Annotated in this window: 17 protein-coding genes; 6 read left to right on the forward strand and 11 right to left on the reverse strand. The window is 42.8% G+C overall.

What is annotated here, in order from left to right:
* Positions 1-13: 13 nt before the first annotated feature.
* The 9 genes from MHN02_RS11910 to MHN02_RS11950 all read right to left on the reverse strand — a co-directional run bounded on the left by MHN02_RS11910 (position 14) and on the right by MHN02_RS11950 (position 10,194).
* The gene (locus MHN02_RS11910; RefSeq protein WP_239246249.1) at positions 14-961 is read right to left on the reverse strand and encodes an alpha/beta hydrolase; all 948 of its coding nucleotides are present in this window, start codon (positions 959-961) and stop codon (positions 14-16) included.
* Positions 962-1,070: 109 nt separating this feature from the next.
* On the reverse strand, positions 1,071-2,540 hold the full coding sequence (locus MHN02_RS11915; protein ID WP_239246251.1) for a serine hydrolase domain-containing protein: 1,470 nt from the start codon (positions 2,538-2,540) through the stop codon (positions 1,071-1,073).
* 140 nt (positions 2,541-2,680) lie between these two features.
* Positions 2,681-4,045 carry an ATP-binding protein gene (locus tag MHN02_RS11920; RefSeq protein ID WP_239246254.1) on the reverse strand — a complete coding sequence of 455 codons (1,365 nt, stop codon included), beginning with the start codon at positions 4,043-4,045 and terminating at the stop codon, positions 2,681-2,683.
* Between the two features lie 36 nt (positions 4,046-4,081).
* Positions 4,082-4,780: a response regulator transcription factor gene (locus tag MHN02_RS11925; RefSeq protein ID WP_239246257.1), complete on the reverse strand. Its 699-nt coding sequence runs from the start codon at positions 4,778-4,780 to the stop codon at positions 4,082-4,084.
* Positions 4,781-4,806: 26 nt separating this feature from the next.
* Positions 4,807-5,211, reverse strand: coding sequence for a DUF3019 domain-containing protein (locus MHN02_RS11930; RefSeq protein ID WP_239246260.1), 405 nt, complete (start codon positions 5,209-5,211; stop codon positions 4,807-4,809).
* On the reverse strand, positions 5,201-6,052 hold the full coding sequence (locus tag MHN02_RS11935; protein ID WP_239246263.1) for a MipA/OmpV family protein: 852 nt from the start codon (positions 6,050-6,052) through the stop codon (positions 5,201-5,203). The genes MHN02_RS11930 and MHN02_RS11935 overlap by 11 nt, the downstream gene beginning before the upstream one ends.
* 202 nt (positions 6,053-6,254) lie before the next feature.
* Positions 6,255-6,620 (reverse strand): DUF4156 domain-containing protein, encoded by a 366-nt coding sequence (locus MHN02_RS11940; RefSeq protein ID WP_239246266.1) that lies wholly within the window; start codon positions 6,618-6,620, stop codon positions 6,255-6,257.
* A gap of 274 nt (positions 6,621-6,894) precedes the next feature.
* Complete coding sequence (locus MHN02_RS11945; protein ID WP_239246269.1) at positions 6,895-7,572, reverse strand: response regulator transcription factor; 678 nt, start codon at positions 7,570-7,572, stop codon at positions 6,895-6,897.
* A 243-nt stretch (positions 7,573-7,815) separates the two neighbouring features.
* Positions 7,816-10,194, reverse strand: a complete 2,379-nt coding sequence (locus MHN02_RS11950) for a TonB-dependent receptor (protein WP_239246272.1) — start codon at positions 10,192-10,194, stop codon at positions 7,816-7,818.
* A gap of 263 nt (positions 10,195-10,457) precedes the next feature.
* Here MHN02_RS11950 and MHN02_RS11955 point away from each other — a divergent pair, with 263 nt between their 5' ends.
* The 6 genes from MHN02_RS11955 to MHN02_RS11980 all read left to right on the forward strand — a co-directional run bounded on the left by MHN02_RS11955 (position 10,458) and on the right by MHN02_RS11980 (position 18,470).
* Positions 10,458-11,753: an SLC13 family permease gene (locus MHN02_RS11955; protein WP_014976110.1), complete on the forward strand. Its 1,296-nt coding sequence runs from the start codon at positions 10,458-10,460 to the stop codon at positions 11,751-11,753.
* A gap of 104 nt (positions 11,754-11,857) precedes the next feature.
* Positions 11,858-13,294, forward strand: a complete 1,437-nt coding sequence (locus MHN02_RS11960) for a homoserine O-acetyltransferase (RefSeq protein ID WP_239246274.1) — start codon at positions 11,858-11,860, stop codon at positions 13,292-13,294.
* Complete coding sequence (locus MHN02_RS11965; protein ID WP_239246277.1) at positions 13,291-14,361, forward strand: PHB depolymerase family esterase; 1,071 nt, start codon at positions 13,291-13,293, stop codon at positions 14,359-14,361. The genes MHN02_RS11960 and MHN02_RS11965 overlap by 4 nt, the downstream gene beginning before the upstream one ends.
* Positions 14,354-15,121, forward strand: coding sequence for a 3-hydroxybutyrate dehydrogenase (locus MHN02_RS11970; RefSeq protein WP_168533246.1), 768 nt, complete (start codon positions 14,354-14,356; stop codon positions 15,119-15,121). The genes MHN02_RS11965 and MHN02_RS11970 overlap by 8 nt, the downstream gene beginning before the upstream one ends.
* A gap of 96 nt (positions 15,122-15,217) precedes the next feature.
* Positions 15,218-15,814, forward strand: a complete 597-nt coding sequence (locus MHN02_RS11975; RefSeq protein ID WP_239246279.1) for an ECF-type sigma factor — start codon at positions 15,218-15,220, stop codon at positions 15,812-15,814.
* A complete protein-coding gene (locus MHN02_RS11980) occupies positions 15,807-18,470 on the forward strand; it encodes a serine/threonine-protein kinase (protein WP_239246281.1) in 2,664 nt (887 codons plus the stop codon). Before MHN02_RS11975 ends, MHN02_RS11980 begins: the two co-directional genes overlap by 8 nt.
* A 19-nt stretch (positions 18,471-18,489) precedes the next feature.
* On the opposite strand, the gene MHN02_RS11985 is transcribed toward MHN02_RS11980, so the two are convergent.
* Together MHN02_RS11985 and MHN02_RS11990 are read right to left on the reverse strand one after the other, a co-directional pair.
* Positions 18,490-19,638: an alpha/beta hydrolase-fold protein gene (locus tag MHN02_RS11985; RefSeq protein WP_239246283.1), complete on the reverse strand. Its 1,149-nt coding sequence runs from the start codon at positions 19,636-19,638 to the stop codon at positions 18,490-18,492.
* A 195-nt stretch (positions 19,639-19,833) separates the two neighbouring features.
* Positions 19,834-21,021 (reverse strand): iron-containing alcohol dehydrogenase, encoded by a 1,188-nt coding sequence (locus MHN02_RS11990; RefSeq protein WP_239246285.1) that lies wholly within the window; start codon positions 21,019-21,021, stop codon positions 19,834-19,836.
* Positions 21,022-21,219: the final 198 nt, after the last annotated feature.

The raw sequence follows: 21,219 nt of genomic DNA on the forward strand, positions 1-21,219 counted from the left end.
CTCTTAAGTGCTTTTAATGCCCTATCTCATGCAAAAAGACCAAGTAAAGATGAGCGACTAATTCTGCCTTGTCCAGCATTGGCAAATGTCCACATTCATATAGTATTTTGCGACTGGAGTTAGGTAATTTTGCATCTAATACATCCGCACCTGAAACGTGAAAAATACGATCTTCTTTGCACCAGATAATTAATGTTGGCATCTCCAGCTGAGGTGCTAACTTCATTAATGTAGGTGTGTCGATAAAGCTGTTAGCTGCATGCCAGATGTTTTCATTCTGCTCTGGCGTACTAATTTCTTGCTTCATCCACGTTTTTAAAATCGGAGATGGTAGTGTTGGCGTGATTGGAAATAGCCACGCATTGCGTTGATTGAACTCGCTCTCTGTGCGAGCCAAAAGTGGTATATGTCCATTTTCTATAGCAATTTCCATATCGCTTTTGACTTTCCCTTTGACCCCAAGTGGACTGCCAATAAACGCAAGAGACTGAAAAAGCTCAGGTTGCTCAATTGCAAGCAGACCTGCAATTTGTGCTCCCATCGAATTTGCACCAAAATGCGCTTTGGATATTCCGAGTGACGCTAGAACACTGCGTAGATTTTGCGCTTGATTTTTCAACAGGTAATGGTCAGGACTCAATGGGTCGTTATCACCGAAGCCGGGAAGGTCCAATGCGATCACATGGAAATGTGGAGTGAGTTCTCGCGCCAAATCAACCCAGTGTTCTTTTCGCGCGAAAACACCATGTAATAGAACCACTGTTTCAGCTTCATACTGCGTGCGTCCACCTTCTAGATAATGCACTCGACCAAAGGGTAAATCTATCGATTTCATAGTCAGCCCTGCTGACATATTATTTATCGTCAATAAGATCGTCTGCACTTTTTGTGGCAGTGCAAACCAAGCAACAACGAGCATAATGGGAATAATTATACAGATAGCCACAACTGTGCGTTTCATAAAGCCTCGCTTTCCTAGCATTTTTATTATTAAGATGAAGCGGTTACCGGCTTAAAAGTGTTACGGAAACCGCTTGCTATAGGTTGGGGTGCGTTACATTGAAATAGTTTTAATAACCGTCTTTTATCGCTACAAGCTCTCTATTTCTTATATAAACGGATTCACCATCTGCTTCGATTGGAATAAAGGTTAAATTAGATACCTCGCCACCAATCTCTGCAAAGAACGTATCATCACCGAAGTGCGCAAGTTCTCTCTCATAAGGGATGGGCTGTGGCATAGAGTCGAGCTCTGGAATAGTTATTGTTAGGTTGTTACCTTCAGCTTCGATAATAAACGTAAAGTTGTCGGTTGTATAAATACCCTCATGCTTTTCATATTTCGTTGGATCGTTTGGTATAAGTGGTAATTCAGTAGATGCAGGCAATGTGGTTACTGCATCTAGTGCCGCTAAAAGGGTCGGTGTTAATTCGCTAAAAGCACCGCTACTCATAATTGATATTGCAATATCAAGGTCAGGAAAGACATAAAACACACTGGTGTATGAAAGCGTGTTTCCGCCATGATTCCAGTTTCTTATTGGGTACCATGCTTCATCATTGTTAAAGCCTTCATTAACATATATGCCGTAGCCATAATTCACGGGTAAACCACCAAAATCTTCGCTGACATGAGCGGTTGTTAACTGTTCTCTAAATTCATTGCCTAAAATACTCTCGTTACCATTTAACAAGAACTCCGCCATTTTGAGTTGCTCAGTAGGCGTTGACCAGGTTTCGGTACCCGCAGGGTGGCCAACAGTAGTTTCAGGTATTTGACTGATATTGGTCACATACGTACCTGGTTCATTTGGATCCAATGCCTGATAACCAAGAGCATAATTTCCATCCGCAACTGCACCTGAACGTCCCACAGCGCTTCTAGTCATACCTAAATCATCAAAAATATTCATTTTAACGTACTCGTCAAAACCCACTCCTGATAGTTCTTCAATTAACGCCCCAAGATATGACCAATTGGGGTTGCTATAGTTATGAAAAAGGCCTGGGGGGTTCATTAAGCGAGACTGCTGCGGATAGACTGCTTTCATATAAGTTTGCAGCGATTCATTAGACTGCAAACCTGAATCGCGAAAACCCGATTGATGCGTTAAAAGGTGCTGAATTTCAATACCTTGCCAATCAAGTGCTTGGTCCCCCGGATATTGGATTTGAGGCAAAACATTCACTAAGTTGTCGTCAATTGCTATGCTGCCTTGCTCTATTAACTGCAATGTTGAAACTGCCGTAAACATCTTAGTTGTAGAGCCCAATTGAAAAAGTGTATCAGTGGTAACCGGTTCACCAGTACCTTTAACTTTTTCTCCAAACGCTTCGGCAAAAACCACATCGCCTTCTTGGTATATTGCAATTGAAATCGCCGCAGTATTATTGCTTGTTAAATCTTGCTCAATCGTCGTTCTCAATTGCGAGAATCGATCAGGTGATGGATTGGGATTTGGAGAAGGCTCGTTTGAATTCGAACCACCACACGCTGTTAGAAAAGCGGTAAAAAAGAGTGTTCCTACTAACTTGTACATTTGATATACCCGTAAACTAATTAAGTGTGGCAAGTATATCTGTGGGCTGTAGCCAATCCTGTTTGGAACTGTAGGGAAATTGTAAGCTAATTGTAAGCTTTGCTATATGTCGCCAAAACTCACAAATATTGACTACGAAACTAATTTGGCTTGGCATTAACAGGCATCGTTAATTTAACAACTGCCCCCAAACGCTCAAGTTCACAGTGTTGCGCAACCTCGCGTAACTCAAGTTCGAGATCACCTTTGGATAAGAAGGCAATTTGAAAGCCGTGCCAATCAATAACGCGTTGCACTATCGCTAAACCCAACCCGAAGTTTTCACCGTTTCTTTTTCTACTTGAATCAAGCCGAACGAAGGCTTCAAAGACTTTTTTTAAGTCTTGTTCGGGGATACCAGGTCCATCATCACAAATTATGCAAATGATTTTTTTGTGTCCCGAACTTTGTTCAACTCTGTTGAATAAATTCACAGTGACATCACTTTTAGCGTAAGAAATCGCGTTGGTGATTAGGTTTACGTACACCCGATACATCCACGAATTATCAAATGTGGAATGTTTATCAGAAATAACTGAATTGAGCCGTAAGGAGATTCCTTTGTTTTTTGCTATAGGTTTTAAATCATTAACGATAGCTTCAAGAAAATCGTGAACATCCGTAGCACGATGTTCTAGCTGCATTCCTTTTCTTTCCATACTGGCGTAATCGAGAAACGCGTTAAGCATACCTTCAATGTTATCAACGTCTTGCTCCATACGTCGCAAGTAGCCGTTCTTCTTATCAATGTCTGATTCACTGATGCTTGCGTCTAAAGCAAAGCGGAAGCAAGCCACTGGCGTCCGTAAATCGTGTGACAGGCTATTCGCAAGCAATCGATTTTCTTCGACCAGGTGCTCAATTTGAGAGGCCATTTTATTAAAGCTGTTCTCAAGTACGTTTATCTGGGAATACTTCGCAGGCTTAACACGCACACTTAAATTGCCTTTGCCAAACTCATTTGCGAAGTGGGTTAATTTTTTAAGTCGTTGAATTAAAGGCGACATCCACAAAACCACAGCTATGCTCACTCCAAAATAAAGCAATAACGTTAGAAATAGTTCTAACTCTCGGCCCTGCTCTGCACTGTTAAACTCAGTAAGCTTAAGTAAGTACTCTGGGTGATTTGCAAGTCGCTTTAGCTGAAATAACTCATTCTCTGATGCCAGCTGAATGCCAGTGGTTTCCAGCTCCGTGATGATGTCCTTATCGAACGCAAAATCGTCGATACTAACTAACAGTAGGTCAGTATCAAATTGTTGACTAAGGTTGGCTACGGTTGACTTTAATTGTTCATTTGGCACTTCGTTTAAATGATTAATGAAACCGTCTAAAAGAACGTTTTCGGAACTGTTTTGTTGATTGTTCTGGCTCGTTGAATAATAAACAAATTCATCGATAAGCCACCCAAAACCAAACAACGACAACGTAACCGTAAGAACAATGTGAATGATGAGTTTATTCATGATTTAAATTGCGCATTACATGCCAATACTTGTGCATTACCATGCATCAGGTACAAACAAATACCCCTTACCCCAAACGGTTTTTATGCGTTCATTTTCCTCAATGTTATCACCAAGTAATTTCCGCAAATTTGATACCATCACGTCAAAACGTCGATCTAATCCATCGTACTCTCGAGACTTCAACTCTTGAAATACTTGTTCGCGGCTTACTACTGTCCCGGCGTTCTCGGCAAGCAAACAAAGGAAGTCAAATAACCCAGTCGTTAAGTCAACACTCTTGCCATTTAAAACGACTCTTTTAGATGCTTTTTTTATCTCTAAGCCTCCAAAAATAAGCGCATTTTTATCTGAACTCTCAACAACTGTTACATTGCGCAATGCTGACTTAATACGAGCCAACAGAACCCGTGGTTTCACGGGCTTGGTAATGTAATCGTTTGCTCCTACTTCTAAGCCAATAATTTCATCTATTTCGTCGGCTCTCGCTGTCAACATTATGATAGGGATTTGGCTAGACTCTCTGACGCGTTTACAAACTTCAATCCCATTAAGTCCTGGTAACATTAAGTCAAGAAGTACTAAGTCAAAACTAGCGCCATTTAGGGTATCTTGTACAGCCAATCCATCAACGAGGTGCGTAACTGCAAAGCCTTCATTTTCTAAAAAATCCTTAACCCACTGCGCAAGTGCAACATCATCTTCTACTAACAAAACATTCGCGTAACTCGACATATGTTGCTCCTACCGTCAAATTGACTTTAAAACAAACGCCAACGGCGTCTTTTTTGTGATTCTTTGTAGACCCAAGTCACAACAATTGAATCGGTGAACAACACTTCTTTGCTCTCTACATCAATTAATGAATAACTACTGGTCTTGGATAACACAAATGATCCACTAAAATCGCCCGTTTCGCGTTTTGACCAACAAAAAATTGGTCGCTCTTTGTTTTCTTGATAAAGACAAACATTTCTCGGCGCTTGTAACGTCCATGAAAATACTAAGTCCCCATAGCAATTTTTACCTTTGGCAATAACAACACAGCTGGTTGGCTTGAGTTCAAACTGACCATAATGTGTAGTGTCGGCAGCAGCGGGTAACACGAAAACAAGTACTGAGAGTATCAGTACGTAATGATAAAGATGTCTACCTTTACCAAACATACATTACACCCAAACTAAACAGCATGTGTTGATTACGTTGGTATAGAGGACTGTCGCTGAATGCCTCTGAGTAATACTTATAGGTAAAACCCGATACAAAAACCCAATCTTGGCTTAGGGGGTATTGCGCCGATACGTCCAGTGACAAACGAACCCCGAAACCTGCCTCGTAAACAGGCCGATTTGCAGTTGCCTCCTCAAGCGATATTCCAGCATGATAATCAACGACCTCATTACTAAACAGTGTCGCACCTATACCAGCGTGCAATTCCCAATTATAGACTTGGTAGGCTTGTGCATAGTATCCATCGACAATCCACCCACCATGGGTAATGTTGAATGGATCACCTGCTACATCTATCCACCATGCCTGATTGTCACCATATCTCGTAATGCGAAAGCCTTGGTTGATTTCATCATCTCTGTCCCTGATCCCACGGAGTTCCTCAGATGGCTCATTCCTTAATAGATTACCCGTATCTTCGGATAAGCCATCTAGATATGATTGACCTAAAAGAAAATCTACCTGATAGTCGACATCATCAACCAATCGGTAACCGATTGATGAGCCTCGATTACTGCGGTTAGCCTGATTGTTTGCTTCAATGAAGAACCGATCATAATAAACATCGATACCCAAAGAAATATCGATGTAATCGATAAAGTCTTCTTGTCCAGGATCGATGAATAGTTCATTTTTAAACAGCGCATCCATTCGCAAATAAAGCGTATAATTCAGCTCCGCTTTTTCTTCAACAGAACAGCGTAATGATTCTTTACCACTGAACGTTTCATAATCATTCGCGACAGCCTGTTTATGCAAGAACGACGTGATTACCAAGAAGAATATACAAGCACTTAGATAGATTTGCTTGGCCACGTTGATTCCTAAGAGGTCATCACTTTCAGCCTCTACTGACTGTAAATTTTCTGAAAGCAAGCTTAATTTCCTCCTTTGAATAAAAGAGGTCTACGATTGATGCTCGATATCTAAACATGTAGTTAAAGCCTATATGCAGTGCGCAACGCTTCATTTCACTCTTTTAATCAGTTGGACAAAAGTAGACGTTACCACTTAGGGTGACATTTGTTTGAACTGACGAGCCACCTAGGTCCCGATGGAAACTTCCGGTTTGACCTGCTCGCTCAGTCAGAATAAAAACAACGTTCCCTCCCATTTTATGTGCTTGGTTCTTTAAATCGTGCCTGGCACCAGTTTCTAAATCTTCATTTGAGGTAAATTCTCCAGTGAAAAAATCCCCCTGACTTCCCGTGATGTCACCTAAAAATTGACATTCGCTTTGAGGCTCTATTGTCGTTAGCCTCACAAGACTAGCATTTGGATCTAACGGTTTTGACGTACAAGCAGTTATCACACAAACCACACCAACAATGAATACATTTTTCATTTTTTAACTTCTCTAAAAAAACACAAGATAAAGGTACAAGTCGTTGTAACAAAAATATATTTAAAGAATGTAATTTATTGTTAATTTATCACTTACATTTGTCTGAACAGCCCCATAAACTTTGACTCTTGAGGTCTGAGCATTAACTCCACTTTACCTTGGAGATTACAATATAAGTATTTACCAGTTCATACACACAGACGATACCTTAACCAAACGTTTCAAGTTTTTTGGGTTAAGTCTTGCAGATGCCTGCTGCGTTAAGTTTCCATATTTACTGTACTTGGCTTAAATGCATTGCATTTTTGAACGCGATGCCGGCCTTGGTTCTGTTAATAACACCAAGCTTTCTCAATACTGCAGATACATGCTGTTTAACGGTGGACTCAGAAATGGCCAGTTCGTAAGCAATCTGCTTGTTAAGCAAGCCGTCTGATACCATTCGCAACACTTTAAGTTGGTGAGGGGTAAGTTGCTTTAATCGGTTTGTGAAATCATCTTGGCCAGAGTGGCCATTCACATTCGATGCAGAGGCATTTGGCATCGTAGCTGATGCACTGTGAACTGAAGACGGGATCCAAGTTTCACCGTCTAACACCGTATTTACCGCGTCAATAATGCAATCGACCGAAGCTGATTTGGGTATAAAACCGCTTGCGCCTAACGCAAACGATTTTGCCATAACATCAGGCTCTTCTTGTGCGGTAATAACAACAACAAGTACATCAGGATAGAGCGCATGTACCTCAGCAAGGCCATTTAACCCTTCATTGCCTGGCATCGTGAGATCTAAGAAAAGCAGATCGATGTCGTCATTTTCTTCAAGACTAGTGAGCGTATCGGGGAACGTGGAAGTTTCTACAAGTTCGATATGCTCCACACTAGCTAACGCATGGCACATCGCAGCCCTGAACAGAGGATGATCGTCAGCAATCAAGATTTTCACAGACATAATGCTATCAACTTGTAACTACCTTGTTAATCAACATACTACCACGCCGGTAAAAAAAGGTTAATCTTATTGGCGTATCTGTTATTGCGTATCTGTAATTGGGTAAGGCTCCGCACCACGCCCTTCACTGCTCGACATATCCGCCGGCCAACACAATCGAAAGAGGTCGAGCAAACGTGAGCACGCCTAAGCGCAATGGCCTAGGCGTGAAACGTGTTGCTGGTCTTCTTCAGAACATACCGTTTAGAATCGATAACCTACCGTAAGGTGAACTGTACGTGGGTCACCGTAATAACCGATAAGTGTCGTATCGCCACCAAGGCCCGGACCAAAGTTACCTTCATCGTCTTGCGTGACAAAGTCATAACCACCAACCAAATACTCTTCATCGGTCAGGTTTTTGACGTGTAGTCCAGCATACCAGTCGCCTTCAACGCTTTCCCAGCGCGCGCTTAAGTTCACCATACCATAGGCATCTTGTTGAATAAGATCGCTGGTTTCAAAGATAAGATAATCATCGCGATAGTAGTAGTTGGCGTTGAAAGTAATATCCCCAAAACTCGTTTCTAGTAGGTAGTTGGCATTAAGATTAAAGGTATTCTCTGGCGTACTTGCTAGACCAATCAACGGAGGGATTGCATTGTTTTTCTTAATCTCAAAGTCAATATAACCATAAGCAACGTCAAACTGAAGGTTATCCGTGGCTACCCACGTCATCTCCAACTCGGCGCCTTTTGCAGCCGTTTCTGCAGCATTGCGCAGTCGCTGGTCAAGGGCTGTTGGATCAGACAAATCTCCTTCTACACCAATATACTGACGATCTTTGTGGTCGTAAGAGAACAATGTGATATTCATACGAAGTGCGTCGGTTAAGTCACTCTTCACACCCACTTCGAAGCTGTCAACGACTTCTGGTTCAACACCAGGCTCGTTAGTCTGAGCACGAGGGTTAAACGTGCCCGATTTGAAGCCTTGTGAATAGCTCGCGAAGAACATGGTATCGCGGTCCATTTGATACTCCACGCCCACTCGCGGGGTAAAGCGCGACCAACTTTCTACCGCTGGCGCGTCTAACACTTCATCGCCATCGGTGTCTGTCCCAAGTACTTGAGGTACTAATTGTCCTTCGGGACGCACGTACCCATCAATCCAGTCGGTATAAGGATAAACATTGGCGAATACCAGACCGTTATTTACAAACGCGGTCTTTTCTTCATCGGTGTATCGGGCACCAAGCGAAAGCGATAGCTTATCGGTTACGTCATAGTTCATCTGCGCATAGGCAGCCCAGCTTTCTGAGTTATTACAACCCGTCACTTCCCGCGTTAACCCTGAGGCACCAAGCGATTGACCTAACACACCTAAAATGGCATCAAAATTACCGCAACTCTCACCATCGTAAAAATAGAGCCCTGACACTAAGCTAAACGCGTTCCCGGTATAATTCGCTTGAATCTCGTGAGTATCATTACTGTCGTCGTACTCTGCCGGTACATCAAAAATAGGCAGAGGCGTATTGTCAAAATCAATGTTGGTAGGTGAATAGCTCTCTCTATGCGAACCAATATATTTAAGCTCTAAATCATCATTCACTCTGTATCGTGCCAGCCAGTTATAGCCTTCTAACTCAACTTTATTCCATGTAGGTAAGCTGGTGTACGAATCGAAAACCGAATCAGGCACGGGCGCATCAGTTAATATACTTGGGATTAAACGGTAGCCGCCTTTCGCATTTGATGTGTCTTCGGTCTTATCCCACCCAATACGGAAAAACAAATCTTCACTCGGGTGAACTTCAAGCGTTACACGGGCTGCCCAGAGATCTTTGTTATAGTTCTCTTTATCTTGATTGGGCAACGCGCTTACCAGATATTCGCCGAAGCCGTCGCGGTTTAAGTTGGCATAACCCACGCCTAGATACACCGTGTCTTCAATCAGCGGTATTTGACCTGTCACTTTGATATCACGCTGACTGTAACTACCTACCGTAGCTTCAACGTTCATCTGCGTATCGCCGGTCATTTCCTTCGTAACGTATTTAACCGCGCCACCAATGGTATTCTTTCCGTAAAGCGTCCCCTGCGGGCCACGTAATACCTCAATACGCTGTACGTCTAACAAATCAAGTACGGCCCCTTGTGGGCGAGCAATATAAACATCGTCAACATAAATACCCACGCCTGGTTCATAGCCCCAAAGCGGGTCTTGCTGACCCAATCCGCGAATAAATGCCGTCAGGGTGGAATTGGTACCGCGACTAGTTTGTAGCGTAGTGTTGGGCGAAAACTGCTGCACTTCAGTCAGCACGCTAATCCCTTTTTCGCCAAGTTCAACCGCACCAATAGACGTGATAGCTACCGGCGTTTCCTGTAGCGACTCTACAGTTTTTCGCGCTGTCACCTCAATGCGTTCTAATTTTCCTTTTTGCGCTTCGGCATCGGCATCAGCTTGACTATCCTGAGCGAATACTGGCGCTGTGCTTAAAACGCTAGCCACCGCTAGGGCACAAAGGCTGCGAATGGGGAGCTTAACTGAATCGCTTTTGCGTTCTACTGTGCTAACAGAGGCTGAATGTGATTGGTAGGGTAAAACCAAGCCATTTGTGTGTATTGATTGAGACATAGTGAGTCCTTGTTGTTCTAAGTTCTGGTCACTGCCGGATGTATTGCCTACGGTCAAAATCACTTTAGTTAATTAATTGTTAATAGTATGTAGTACCATCGTACTATGGGATTTTGATAAAAGTAACGTCAAACTTTATGTCTGTTATGAACGCTTTTTATCTGATTTGTATACACTTTGTGGTTTTGAGTGTAAGCAAATCTTAAATCGACTTAACTGTTTCGGATCATCTGCGGTCACAGATTTTTTAAGGAATAATAACTATGTTAAGTATGATTGGCTTAGTAGGCGGTCTGTTGTTGCTTATTGTTTTGACAATACGCGGAATGAACCTCTTTATTGCTGCACCTTTGTGTGCGCTTGTAGTTGCCATTACCAATAATATCGGCGTCTTCACCGGCGACGTAAACTTCGTTCAAACCTATATGAGTGGTTTCTCTGGCTTTATCGCCTCTTGGTTTTTCATGTTTTTACTTGGTGCGTTATTCGGTAAATTCATGGAAGACACAGGAGCAGCAGATGCTGTTTCTCGCTGGATTATCACCAAAATTGGTTACAAGCGTGCCGTATTAGCTGTTGTGCTAGCTTGCGCTATTTTGACCTACGGTGGTGTAAGCGTGTTTGTGGTAGCGTTTTCTGTTTACCCTATGGCGGTGAGTTTGTTTAAAGATGCCAATCTACCCCGTCGCTTCATACCTGCTGCCATGGCATTCGGGTCGGTAACATTTACGATGACCTCCGCGGGCTCGCCAGAAATCCAAAACTGGATCCCTATAAAGTATTTGGGTACCTCCCCTTTTGCCGCGTGGGAAGTTAGCCTTGTCGTCGCCATATTCATGGCATGCTTCGGTTACTGGTGGCTTGCTAAGATGATCAGAAAAGCCGTTAATAACGGCGAGGTGTTTGAAGCCAGAGCAAGCGACCCTGAAGTGCGAGACAGAGCGCTACCCCACCCGCTTACCGGAATTGTGCCGTTAGTCGTGGTGTTAGTCATTTCGTTTCTATTCCATGAAGAACTCGCTCAGCTTGCGCTTATTCTGGCGTTAGGCGGCGGCGTACTGTGTTTGCTGGCTATTAACTACAAACATTTTCACAGTTTACCGGTTGCCATAAATGCGGGTACCACCGGCGCATTGATCGCCATAGGTAACACCGCAGCTGTTGTAGGTTTTGGCTCTATAGCAAAAAACACCGAAGCGTTTCAAACAACAGTAGCGCTTATGACCCAAATTCCTGGTAACGAGCTTATTGGTGCCGCCATTGCCGTAAGCGTGATTGCAGGGTTAACAGGAAGTGCATCTGGCGGACAAGCCATTGCCTTACCCTTGGTGGCTCCGCATTACCTTGACCAAGGCGTAGAGCCAGAACAGCTACATAGAATTGTGTCTATATCATCAGGCGCATTAGATTCGTTACCTCACAATGGCTATGTGGTTACTACCATACGCGCCATTTGTAACGAAACCCATCAGGCTGCCTACTGGGCGGTTGGTGCGCTAACAGTTGTGGTGCCAGTTATTGGGCTTGCTATGGCCATTGGCCTGTTTAGCATTATGTAGCATTAGTCAAAGCCAACGATATAGTCGAAGACCGCATGACAAATAGGTCACTCTTGCAAAATATTGCCATCTGAAAATGCGGTCTGAGAAAAGGATAAGAAAGTATGAATTGGAACAAGACGCTTGCTTCCACGTTAGTGTGGAATAAGAGCAAAGGAATCAATAAGCTATTGAAACAGCTCAGCTCACAACGAGTACAGAAACCGTTAGCATTAGCAAACTTGGTTGAGGTGTTTTTAGTTAAAAAACAGCGCTCATTGGTAGGATTATTTGCCACGCTAATGTTGACGATACATTGTCAGGGCATTGCTGGCGAACTCGAAGATACATCGTCATTGCTCAGTTCTTCAAAAGCACCTTCGTCTGAGGCAGCTTCTTCCTCGCCGAGCGCTTCGCATTCCAATGCTTCGCTGATGGTAGAAAAACGCGTTTTTGAAATGCCTCATTTCACAACCTTTGGTGGTAAACAAATTAAAAACGTAAAAGTTGGCTGGGAGGCGTACGGAACACTAAATGATGCTAAGAGTAACGTTATACTGATTACCCACTATTTTTCTGGATCTTCTCATGCCGCTGGAAAGTACGATGAAAACGATCCAGCGCCAGGCTACTGGGATAGTATTATCGGCCCCGGCAAGGCGATTGACACAGACCGCTTTTATGTAATAAGCGTTGATACGCTGGCCAATCTAAATGCTTACGACCCGCACGTTATTACAACCGGTCCTACGTCAATAAATCCAGATACAGGCAAACCCTATGGCTTAGACTTTCCCGTCGTGACAATACGTGACTTTGTCAATGTTCAAAAAGCACTTCTCGAAAGTTTAGGCATTAGCAAACTGTATGCGGTTATTGGGCCTTCTATGGGCTCTATGCAGGCTATCGATTGGGCGAGCGCTTACCCAGACTGGGTTGAACGTATGATTTCAGTTATCGGCGCAGGTCAAAGCGATGCATGGACTACCGCGGCATTGGAACACTGGGCAACGCCTATCACTCTAGATAAAAACTGGAACAACGGCGCTTATTCCAAAGAGCAAGCGCCCCTTAATGGCTTAGCTGCCTCGCTCATGTTAATTACGCAAAATGCCCTTACCCCTTCTTTTTTCAACCAAACCGGCAACACGTTAGGGTATAAAAATGTTGAGTCGGCGCCGCTTAATGACATACGTCAATCACACAGTATTGTGAACTGGCTGCGTGAGCGAGCAAAGACCCGGGCAAAATCCATGGACGCAAACCACCTTTTATATTTGGTTCGAGCTTGCCAGCTCTTCGTTGCTGGGCATCAAGGTAATCTTGAGCAAGGGCTGGCGTCGATAAAGGCGAAAACGCTGTTTATTCCAGCTCAAACTGATTTGCTTCTTATGCCCTACTTATCGCAAAGTGCACACCAAGGTTTAACTTCAATGAATAACGACAGCACATTGGTTACGCTAAATGGCAAATTAGGTCATTTGGAAGGCGTGACGAATGTATCCGCTCAGGCTCAGGCTATTCGCCAATTTTTAGAAAATGATAAGGCAGCAATGCAATGATGAAATCTACCCCCTTTTTACGCCACGCGCTTTGTCTGTCTGTATTAAGCGCACTTGCCGTTAGTGTACCGGTGTTCGGTAACGAGTCATCTGCGCAAGACGCGCTCCCTTCACTCACCATTGATTTAAATAACGTTACCGTATCTGGCTTATCGTCAGGCGGTTACATGGCAACACAATTTCAGTTAGCACACAGCGACTGGGTAAAAGGCGTTGGCGTTATTGCTGGTGGCCCGTACTTCTGTGCACAAGGTGATATAACCACTGCCCTGGCACAGTGCGTGAACAAGGTAGAGGGAGAAATTAACCTTGAAGCGCTGAATGAAAAAGCCAAACAGTATGAAACTGAAGGAAAAATTGCGTCGCTTTCCAATATGAAAGACGCAAAAGTCTGGCTTTTCCACGGTACGCAAGACACCAGAGTGATTGCACCAGTGAGCGATTTATTATTTGAGCAATACAAATTGTGGACAGACACACAAAATATTGCCTATATCAATGACAAGCCGATGGCACACCTTTTTCCTACCCAAAACAATGGGGTTAACTGCATGAAGTCAGAAAGCCCCTTCATTGGGAACTGCGACTACGATGCAGCAGGTGCCATGCTCTCTCATCTTATTGAAAATGTTTCGACACCTGACGAGTCACTGTCAGGGCAAATTCATTCAATTGATCAGCAAAAAATAGCGGGGGGCGATGCCAAAACATTAGCAAGTGAAGGTTTTGTGTATGTGCCTGAAAGCTGTGCACAAGGCGAGCCGTGCAGAGCCCATATTAGTTTCCACGGCTGTAACCAGTATGCCGATGCCGTTGGCGATGCCTACACTACCCAAACAGGGCTGAATGAATGGGCTGATGACAACAATATTGTTGTGCTTTATCCGCAAACTAAGAAGTCGTTATTCATGCCGTTAAATCCACAAGGCTGTTGGGATTGGTGGGGCTATGCCTCTGGCGATTACGCCAACAGGAACGGCGCACAAATAAACGCAGTAAAACAGCTGCTGTTTTCATTAAATAGTGCACCTTCACTAAATAAATCCAACGGAAGTAACAATGACTAAGCGCACAATATTTATCACGGGTGGAGCAAGCGGCATTGGCTTTGGCATTGCTGAGTCAATGATGAAACAAGGGCACCATGTGATCATCGCCGACATAAACGAACAGGCAGCAAAAGAGGCTGTGACTCGACTTGCGCATTTAGACGGTTCGGCCAGCGCAGTAGCCGTAGACGTGTGCGATGCAGGGCAAGTCGCAGCGCTACCTGAGGTACTAGGGAAGCATACCGTTGATGTACTTATAAACAATGCCGGTATTCAGCACGTTTCACGCATAGAGGACTTCCCTGCAGATAAATGGCAGCAGCTTATAAATATCATGCTTGTTGGACCTGCTCTTTTAACCCAAGCTTTTTTACCTGCCATGCGTAAGCAAAATTACGGGCGCATTATCAATGTAGGATCTATTCACTCGTTGGTAGCCTCGCCCTATAAGTCTGCTTATGTAGCGGCGAAGCATGGGCTGTTAGGGTTCGCAAAGACTATCGCTCTTGAAACAGGAGATTGCGATGTAACTATCAATACCCTTTGCCCTGCCTATGTGAAAACACCATTGGTGGAAAAACAAATTGCAGCACAGGCAAAAGAAAATAACCTTACCGAGGAAGAGGTAATAACAAAAATAATGTTAGAACCCATGCCTAAAAAGCAATTTGTTAGCGTTGAAGAACTTGCAGATACCGCAAGCTTCTTAATGTCGCCCAGTGCTCGCAATATAACAGGGCAAACTATGGTACTTGATGGGGGCTGGACGGCTCGGTAGTTAATGTAAAAGTTTACTAGACAAATTCTTTACTTGCCATTCGATGAGAAACTTTGGAGGATAAGTTTTACAATTCGACTGGCAAGGACTTCCACGATGATAAAAGGAATCAACATTGTACACACTCAAGATTTAGCAACTCTGCTCGAAAGGTCGCAATCTGGTGACCGGCACGCGTGGAATACGCTTTTTGAAACAGTTTACCCGTCCCTCAAGCGAATTGTAGCCAATCGAATATCTCCTCACAGAGAACACATGACAATAAGTACCACGGAAATGGTTCATAATGTTTATCTCAAATTTGAGGGACAGCAACAATTTAACTGGCAAAACAAAGCACACTTTTTTTCAATACTGGCAAGAGTTTCCAGAAGAGTGGTTATAGATTACCTTCGCTCTAAGCAATGTGAGAAGCGAGGAGCAATGTTCACTATCGAGTCTTTTGAGCCCAACTCTCAACCCATCGACTACAGCGATATCGAGCTATGGCTAACTATCAATCAGCTCTTAGAAAGCCTTCACAAGCTAGATCCAGACATTGCTGAGCTAACTGAGCTTAGATTTTTCGTTGGGTTATCTTTGGAAGAAATAGCACAGCTAAAACAAATTTCGCTCAGCACTGCAAAACGAAAATGGAGGTTTGCGCAATCATGGTTCAACCGATGCCTAGATTGCGAGACTTCTTATGCTTGAAAACTCATATAAAAACGTCAAAGAATTGTTCATAGAATGTATCGACTTGGAGGATGATGATAGAAAGGTGTTACTAGAGAAACGTTGCCTTAACAATAAAGAATTGTATCGACAAGTCACTGAACTTTTGGAGAATGATAGAAAGCTTGCGAGTAGAAATAACCCTTTTCCTCTTAACAACACCATTTTAGACAAGTGCTTGTTCTCTAGTACACAGCAAACTTTTGGGAAATACAGAATTCTAAGATTGCTTGGGCAGGGAGGCATGGGAAGTGTATTTTTAGGAAAGCGAATAGATGGCGAATTTGAAAAGCAAGTCGCTATAAAAGTAAGCCAAATTCGTCTCAAAACCGCACATCATAAATCACTCTTTCGATTAGAAAGGCAAACTTTAGCCTCGCTTGAACACCCTTCTATATGTCGACTACTAGATGGCGGAACCACTGACGAAGGGGATCCATATATAGTCATGGAGTATGTTGAAGGCGTTCCTATTACCGAATTTTGTCGCAACAAGAAACTCTCGATTAGAGAGCGATTGGAGCTACTCCTTAAAGTTTGTGAAGGAGTAATTTACGCACATGCTCACTCCGTTGTTCACCGCGATTTAAAGCCATCGAATATTCTAGTAAACCACCAAAAACAACCAAAATTGATTGATTTTGGACTTGCTCGATTAAGTTCAAGTACATCAGATATTTCTAACGACAACGGTGACAACCATACACGTATATACACGCCAGAATTTGCCAGCCCGGAACAACTACTTGGGAAAAAGCTATCAATAGCAACTGATATCTATTCACTTGGCATTATACTTTACCACCTGATCTCAGGGAAAAGTCCTTATTCAACGAATAATTTTTCGGTTAGCGAGACGATCAAGGAAAGATTGTCTCCCCCACCATCAATAAAAATGGCTCGAATTGCGAGTAATACTTGGGATAAAGTATGGGACGAAAACTACAGAATTGACGAATTAGAAGCGATTCTGCGAAAAACACTATCCTATGAAGCTCGCCACCGGTATCAAACTGTAGAGCACTTCGTAAACGACATTAATTCTTATTTAAACCTCAGACCTATAACGGCAGTTAAACCTAACCTTCGAAATAAACTTTCGCTATGCTGTAAGCGCCATAGACTCGCCAGTGCAGCTTTCTTTTTCTCTTCTATTTTAGTTTCATCTTTACTCGTTGTATTAGTTTATAAAAACAGACAGCTTGCATACGAGAAAGACCTCGCTGCGATGGAAATAGCGAGGGCTGACACAATCAACCATCTACTTTTGAGTTCTTTTACACAGGTTGATCCCTATAATGCAAAGGGGAAAGCAAAATCCGCTAAGGAAGTGATTGTCGCAGCTAGTGAGGAAATACCGCGACTAAAAAATTTATCGCCTTACGTTCGATATTCACTTAATAGAAGTATTGGAGAAGTATTTCTAAACCTAGCAGACTTTGATAATGCTAAAAAGCATCTCAAACTCGCTCAACAAAGCGGACATATTAGTCTCCCCGATGATACTGCTAAAAATGCGATTGCGCTCGGCTTTGCAGAACTCGGACTGGGTAATTTAGATAACACTGATAAATATATAAATATTGCTTTGAAGAATATAAAAAAAATAAAACATAATGAATCTGCTCGTCTATCAGCCAATACCCACTTTTTACATGCGCGTTTATATCAAGAACGCACAGAATGGGAGGAAGCAATTACTTCACATTTAAATGCAAGTGAACAATACAAAAAGTTTGAATCAACCGGAAACGATGGCGCTATTCCTAATCGCATCTATCTTGCAAAAGCGTACATCAGTAATCGTGAATATGAAAAAGCAAATAAGCTACTTTCTTCATTGCATCAACAATTGGTGGACGACAAACTTTTGCAATCGCCTCACTTTGTTCAAGTTCAAGCAACACGAGCTCATCTGTATTGGTATCAAGATAGATGGTTGGAAGCAGAAGTTCTGCTTGAAAAGCAAATAACAGATGTATCGTCACTGTATGGCGAAAACTCGGATTTGGGGATAGATACAGTTGGTATGCTAGCGTCTGTAAAATATATGCTGGCGAAAAAGGTAGAATCAAAATCCTATCACAAATTATCTATTGAAATGACCGCTAAAAAATACGGTGAACGCCACATTAAAATGACGGGATTGTTGACAAATTATGGCAACTTTCTTCAAGCAACTGGCGATTACACTGAAGCAGAAGTCACGCTTGGCAACGCGATGGCGCTCTCTCTAGAACACTTTGGAGCGAATCACGATACAACTCAGTATTCCAAGTGGGTTCTTGGAATTGTTAAGGGCCGTCTGGGAAAACTGAAGTCTAGCATATTACTTATGAAGGAAGCAGAATCTGTTTTTCGTTCAAAATATAAAGACACCGAGTATCCAATATCAGAAATACAACAAACAATCGGTATTGCCATGTTTTTTAACCAAGATTACGAGTCAGCCGAAGCATATCTCCAACACAGCCAACGGAACGCTCTAGCTAGAGATGAGCCCAATCCAAAAGTTATAAAAGAGAACTTACGTTATTTGACCAAGCTATATGAGCGGTTGGAAAATAATGAAAAGTTATTATCGGCCAACCGCTTAGTAGAGTCTGCTCTAGAAAATTTAAAATCCGAGCACTAATCTATTAATCGAATATTATCTATCTACGTGTACCAACAAAATAGCCAAGCGTAGGTGAGTCATAAATTATCTGATTCACTTCGCCAGCTTCATTGCGTACAAAGCTAACGGATAAACCTGGGATCATTTTGCTAAAGAACTCATCGATAGCTTGTGGGTACATTTCAAAACCGTTGCTACCTGAAACTTGTGCGACCAATAGTTCTCCTTTGACTTGAATAGCGATTGAAACACCTGGAAAAAAGTCGTAAATGGCCTCATATTCACCTAGAACGTCATCTCCGAGATTGACTGATTTAATATCACTAAAAACGTGACGCAGCCCTTTATTGAAAGATGGTGCCACCATTGTGTTATGAGCTTCTCCTTCAATCGTTCTATCTTCAATAAGTAAACTAGGATAGTTTCTCGCTTCTAGTGTTTGTACCAGTGCGTTAAATGGAGACAACGTTGTTTCAATGGGCTCAAGTTCTCCGACACTCAGGAATAACTTAGCTTCCAAATCATTATTGGCATTTGCGAATTCTGCTTCTTCATTGAAGATCATATATTCATCCCAAGGAAGATAAGGCGAAGCAACAATATAGTTATCAAACATCTCTCGATAGTTGAACATAGTATGAAGCGCAAATAGTCCACTCATAGACCACGTTACTAACGTTTCTTGATCAGGATTTATGTTTAAGTATCGATCTATTTTTGGCATCAGTTCATTAACCAACATGCTCCTAAAGTTTTCAGCGCCGCCCGAGTTCGGATAATCGTCAACAGTGGTTGGTGAATAATCTCGAATACGCTTGGTACCATCAGGATCCAAGTCTTCATATCCAATACCAACAATAATGGAGTCTGGAACTGTAGTATTAAGCTTTAGTGAATGATGAAGTGCGTGAGTAAAGTAGTCGGCATCTAGCAAGTAAAAAACCGGATAACCTCCTTCCTTCCTTGAATCGTAATTTTCGGGAAGTAATACATAAATCTTATAAATTTCATCTACAAAGTTTGATCTGATCTTATGATGATATCCATTTTCAAGTACCAACTTCCTTTTGAAAAAGAAATGCTCACTTCTTTCGGGTGACCATTGCTTATTATTTTTTTCCTCTTTGAGCCCTGCTGTAGCAAAACTACTTGAAATCATAAGTAAAATTAAAGCTAACGTTTTCATTGTTATTCCTCTGTGAGTATTAAAGGCAATAATTACCTCCATATATAAACACGAGAATTGAAACAAAAAGGGGTCAGCTATTTTAGAATTTAATCTCTTTATTTTTAATTCGACTCATACTTTATTCAACATGAAAAATTCGTGTTTCTAGAAAACCAAAGAACGATTATGCTCGCATTAAGCATGAAGTAATCGCTATTCCCAAAGAGATACATAAATGGCAACCATTTCTTCAATGGTAGGTACACGTGGATTATTACCGGGAGAACCTGATGCCAGAGCTTGTTCTGCCATTGTTGACGTCGCTGCAAAAAATGCCTCTTTATCAATACCGAAGTCGGCAGGCGTAGGTACCTGCAAATCTGCATTCAGTGCTTTTAGTTCGTTGATAAGCTTTTGATTCGCCACCTCATCAGAGTCACTTTGGGTAGCAACACCCATGGCGCGAGCACATTGTGCATAACGCACTGATGCACTTGGAATAGAAAAGGCGGTAACCGCGGGCAACAACATGGCATTCGACAATCCGTGAGGCACATGGAACGCCGCACCGATAGGCCGGCTCATTCCGTGAACAAGAGCCACTGAAGCATTTGAAAAGGCAGTACCCGCGAGCGTTGAGCCCAGCATCATTGATTCTCTCGCCGTTTCATTTGTTGGGTCTGCAAATACCGTACGCAGATTAGGCGCAATTAACGCCATGGCTGATAACGCCTGTGCATCACTGTAAAGATTGGCTTTGCGGCTAACAAACGCTTCAATAGCGTGAGTAAGCGCATCAATGCCTGTATCGGCTGTCACGCGGGCAGGCAAACTTTGCGTTAATGAATAATCGACCAAGGCTGCCGTTGGCATAAACCCTAAACCAACACACAACATTTTTTCTGTGGTATCTTCGTCGGTGATAATGGTAAATCGCGTTGCTTCTGAGCCCGTTCCCGCTGTTGTGGGAATAGCAATGATCGGCAGTCCCGCTTCATCTACAACCCGCGGGAATTTGTAGTCACGCATTTCGCCGCCGTACTTACCCAAAATAGCGATGGCTTTTGCGCTATCGATGGGGCTTCCACCACCTAAAGCAATGATGCTGTCATAAGCGTGGGTTTTGAACGCATCCACACCGCGATAAATAGACCTCACCGTGGGCTCTGGCACCGTATCTGAAAATACATCGGCGCTTATTCCTGCCTCTTCCAGCACCTGTACCATGGCAGCACTATATCCCAACTCAACCATTACCTTATCGGTAACCAGTAAAGGTTTATGGCAGTTGAGTCCTTTTAGCGTTTCAGCAACCCGCTGACTCGCCCCTTTCCCTATGTGCATCACTCTTGGCAGAATAATTTGATGAGACATGTTTCCCTCGCTGCGAATTCTTTTCATCAGCATACCTAGTACAACGCCCAAAGCAATGACAATGTAAAAATAATGTTACCGCCCCACTACCTCTCCAGCTTTCCTCCAAATACATACAAATGCGTGGTTGTTTCCATTGCCAAGCGTTAATGGTTAATTATTAATATCACCGTACGTGAAATGAGTGATAAACTGATTAGAACTTTTCTGTGGACTACGATTATG

The organism is Alteromonas sp. CNT1-28, from assembly GCF_022348345.1.
GTDB lineage: Bacteria > Pseudomonadota > Gammaproteobacteria > Enterobacterales > Alteromonadaceae > Alteromonas > Alteromonas macleodii.

Excerpts from the sequence above, each read along its gene's own strand:
- MHN02_RS11910 (WP_239246249.1), bottom strand. The coding sequence starts at position 961 with ATGAAACGCACAGTTGTGGCTATCTGTATAATTATTCCCATTATGCTC.
- MHN02_RS11915 (WP_239246251.1), bottom strand. The coding sequence starts at position 2,540 with ATGTACAAGTTAGTAGGAACACTCTTTTTTACCGCTTTTCTAACAGCG.
- MHN02_RS11920 (WP_239246254.1), bottom strand. The coding sequence starts at position 4,045 with ATGAATAAACTCATCATTCACATTGTTCTTACGGTTACGTTGTCGTTG.
- MHN02_RS11925 (WP_239246257.1), bottom strand. The coding sequence starts at position 4,780 with ATGTCGAGTTACGCGAATGTTTTGTTAGTAGAAGATGATGTTGCACTT.
- MHN02_RS11930 (WP_239246260.1), bottom strand. The coding sequence starts at position 5,211 with ATGTTTGGTAAAGGTAGACATCTTTATCATTACGTACTGATACTCTCA.
- MHN02_RS11940 (WP_239246266.1), bottom strand. The coding sequence starts at position 6,620 with ATGAAAAATGTATTCATTGTTGGTGTGGTTTGTGTGATAACTGCTTGT.
- MHN02_RS11945 (WP_239246269.1), bottom strand. The coding sequence starts at position 7,572 with ATGTCTGTGAAAATCTTGATTGCTGACGATCATCCTCTGTTCAGGGCT.
- MHN02_RS11950 (WP_239246272.1), bottom strand. The coding sequence starts at position 10,194 with ATGTCTCAATCAATACACACAAATGGCTTGGTTTTACCCTACCAATCA.
- MHN02_RS11955 (WP_014976110.1), top strand. The coding sequence starts at position 10,458 with ATGTTAAGTATGATTGGCTTAGTAGGCGGTCTGTTGTTGCTTATTGTT.
- MHN02_RS11960 (WP_239246274.1), top strand. The coding sequence starts at position 11,858 with ATGAATTGGAACAAGACGCTTGCTTCCACGTTAGTGTGGAATAAGAGC.
- MHN02_RS11965 (WP_239246277.1), top strand. The coding sequence starts at position 13,291 with ATGATGAAATCTACCCCCTTTTTACGCCACGCGCTTTGTCTGTCTGTA.
- MHN02_RS11970 (WP_168533246.1), top strand. The coding sequence starts at position 14,354 with ATGACTAAGCGCACAATATTTATCACGGGTGGAGCAAGCGGCATTGGC.
- MHN02_RS11975 (WP_239246279.1), top strand. The coding sequence starts at position 15,218 with ATGATAAAAGGAATCAACATTGTACACACTCAAGATTTAGCAACTCTG.
- MHN02_RS11980 (WP_239246281.1), top strand. The coding sequence starts at position 15,807 with ATGCTTGAAAACTCATATAAAAACGTCAAAGAATTGTTCATAGAATGT.
- MHN02_RS11985 (WP_239246283.1), bottom strand. The coding sequence starts at position 19,638 with ATGAAAACGTTAGCTTTAATTTTACTTATGATTTCAAGTAGTTTTGCT.
- MHN02_RS11990 (WP_239246285.1), bottom strand. The coding sequence starts at position 21,021 with ATGAAAAGAATTCGCAGCGAGGGAAACATGTCTCATCAAATTATTCTG.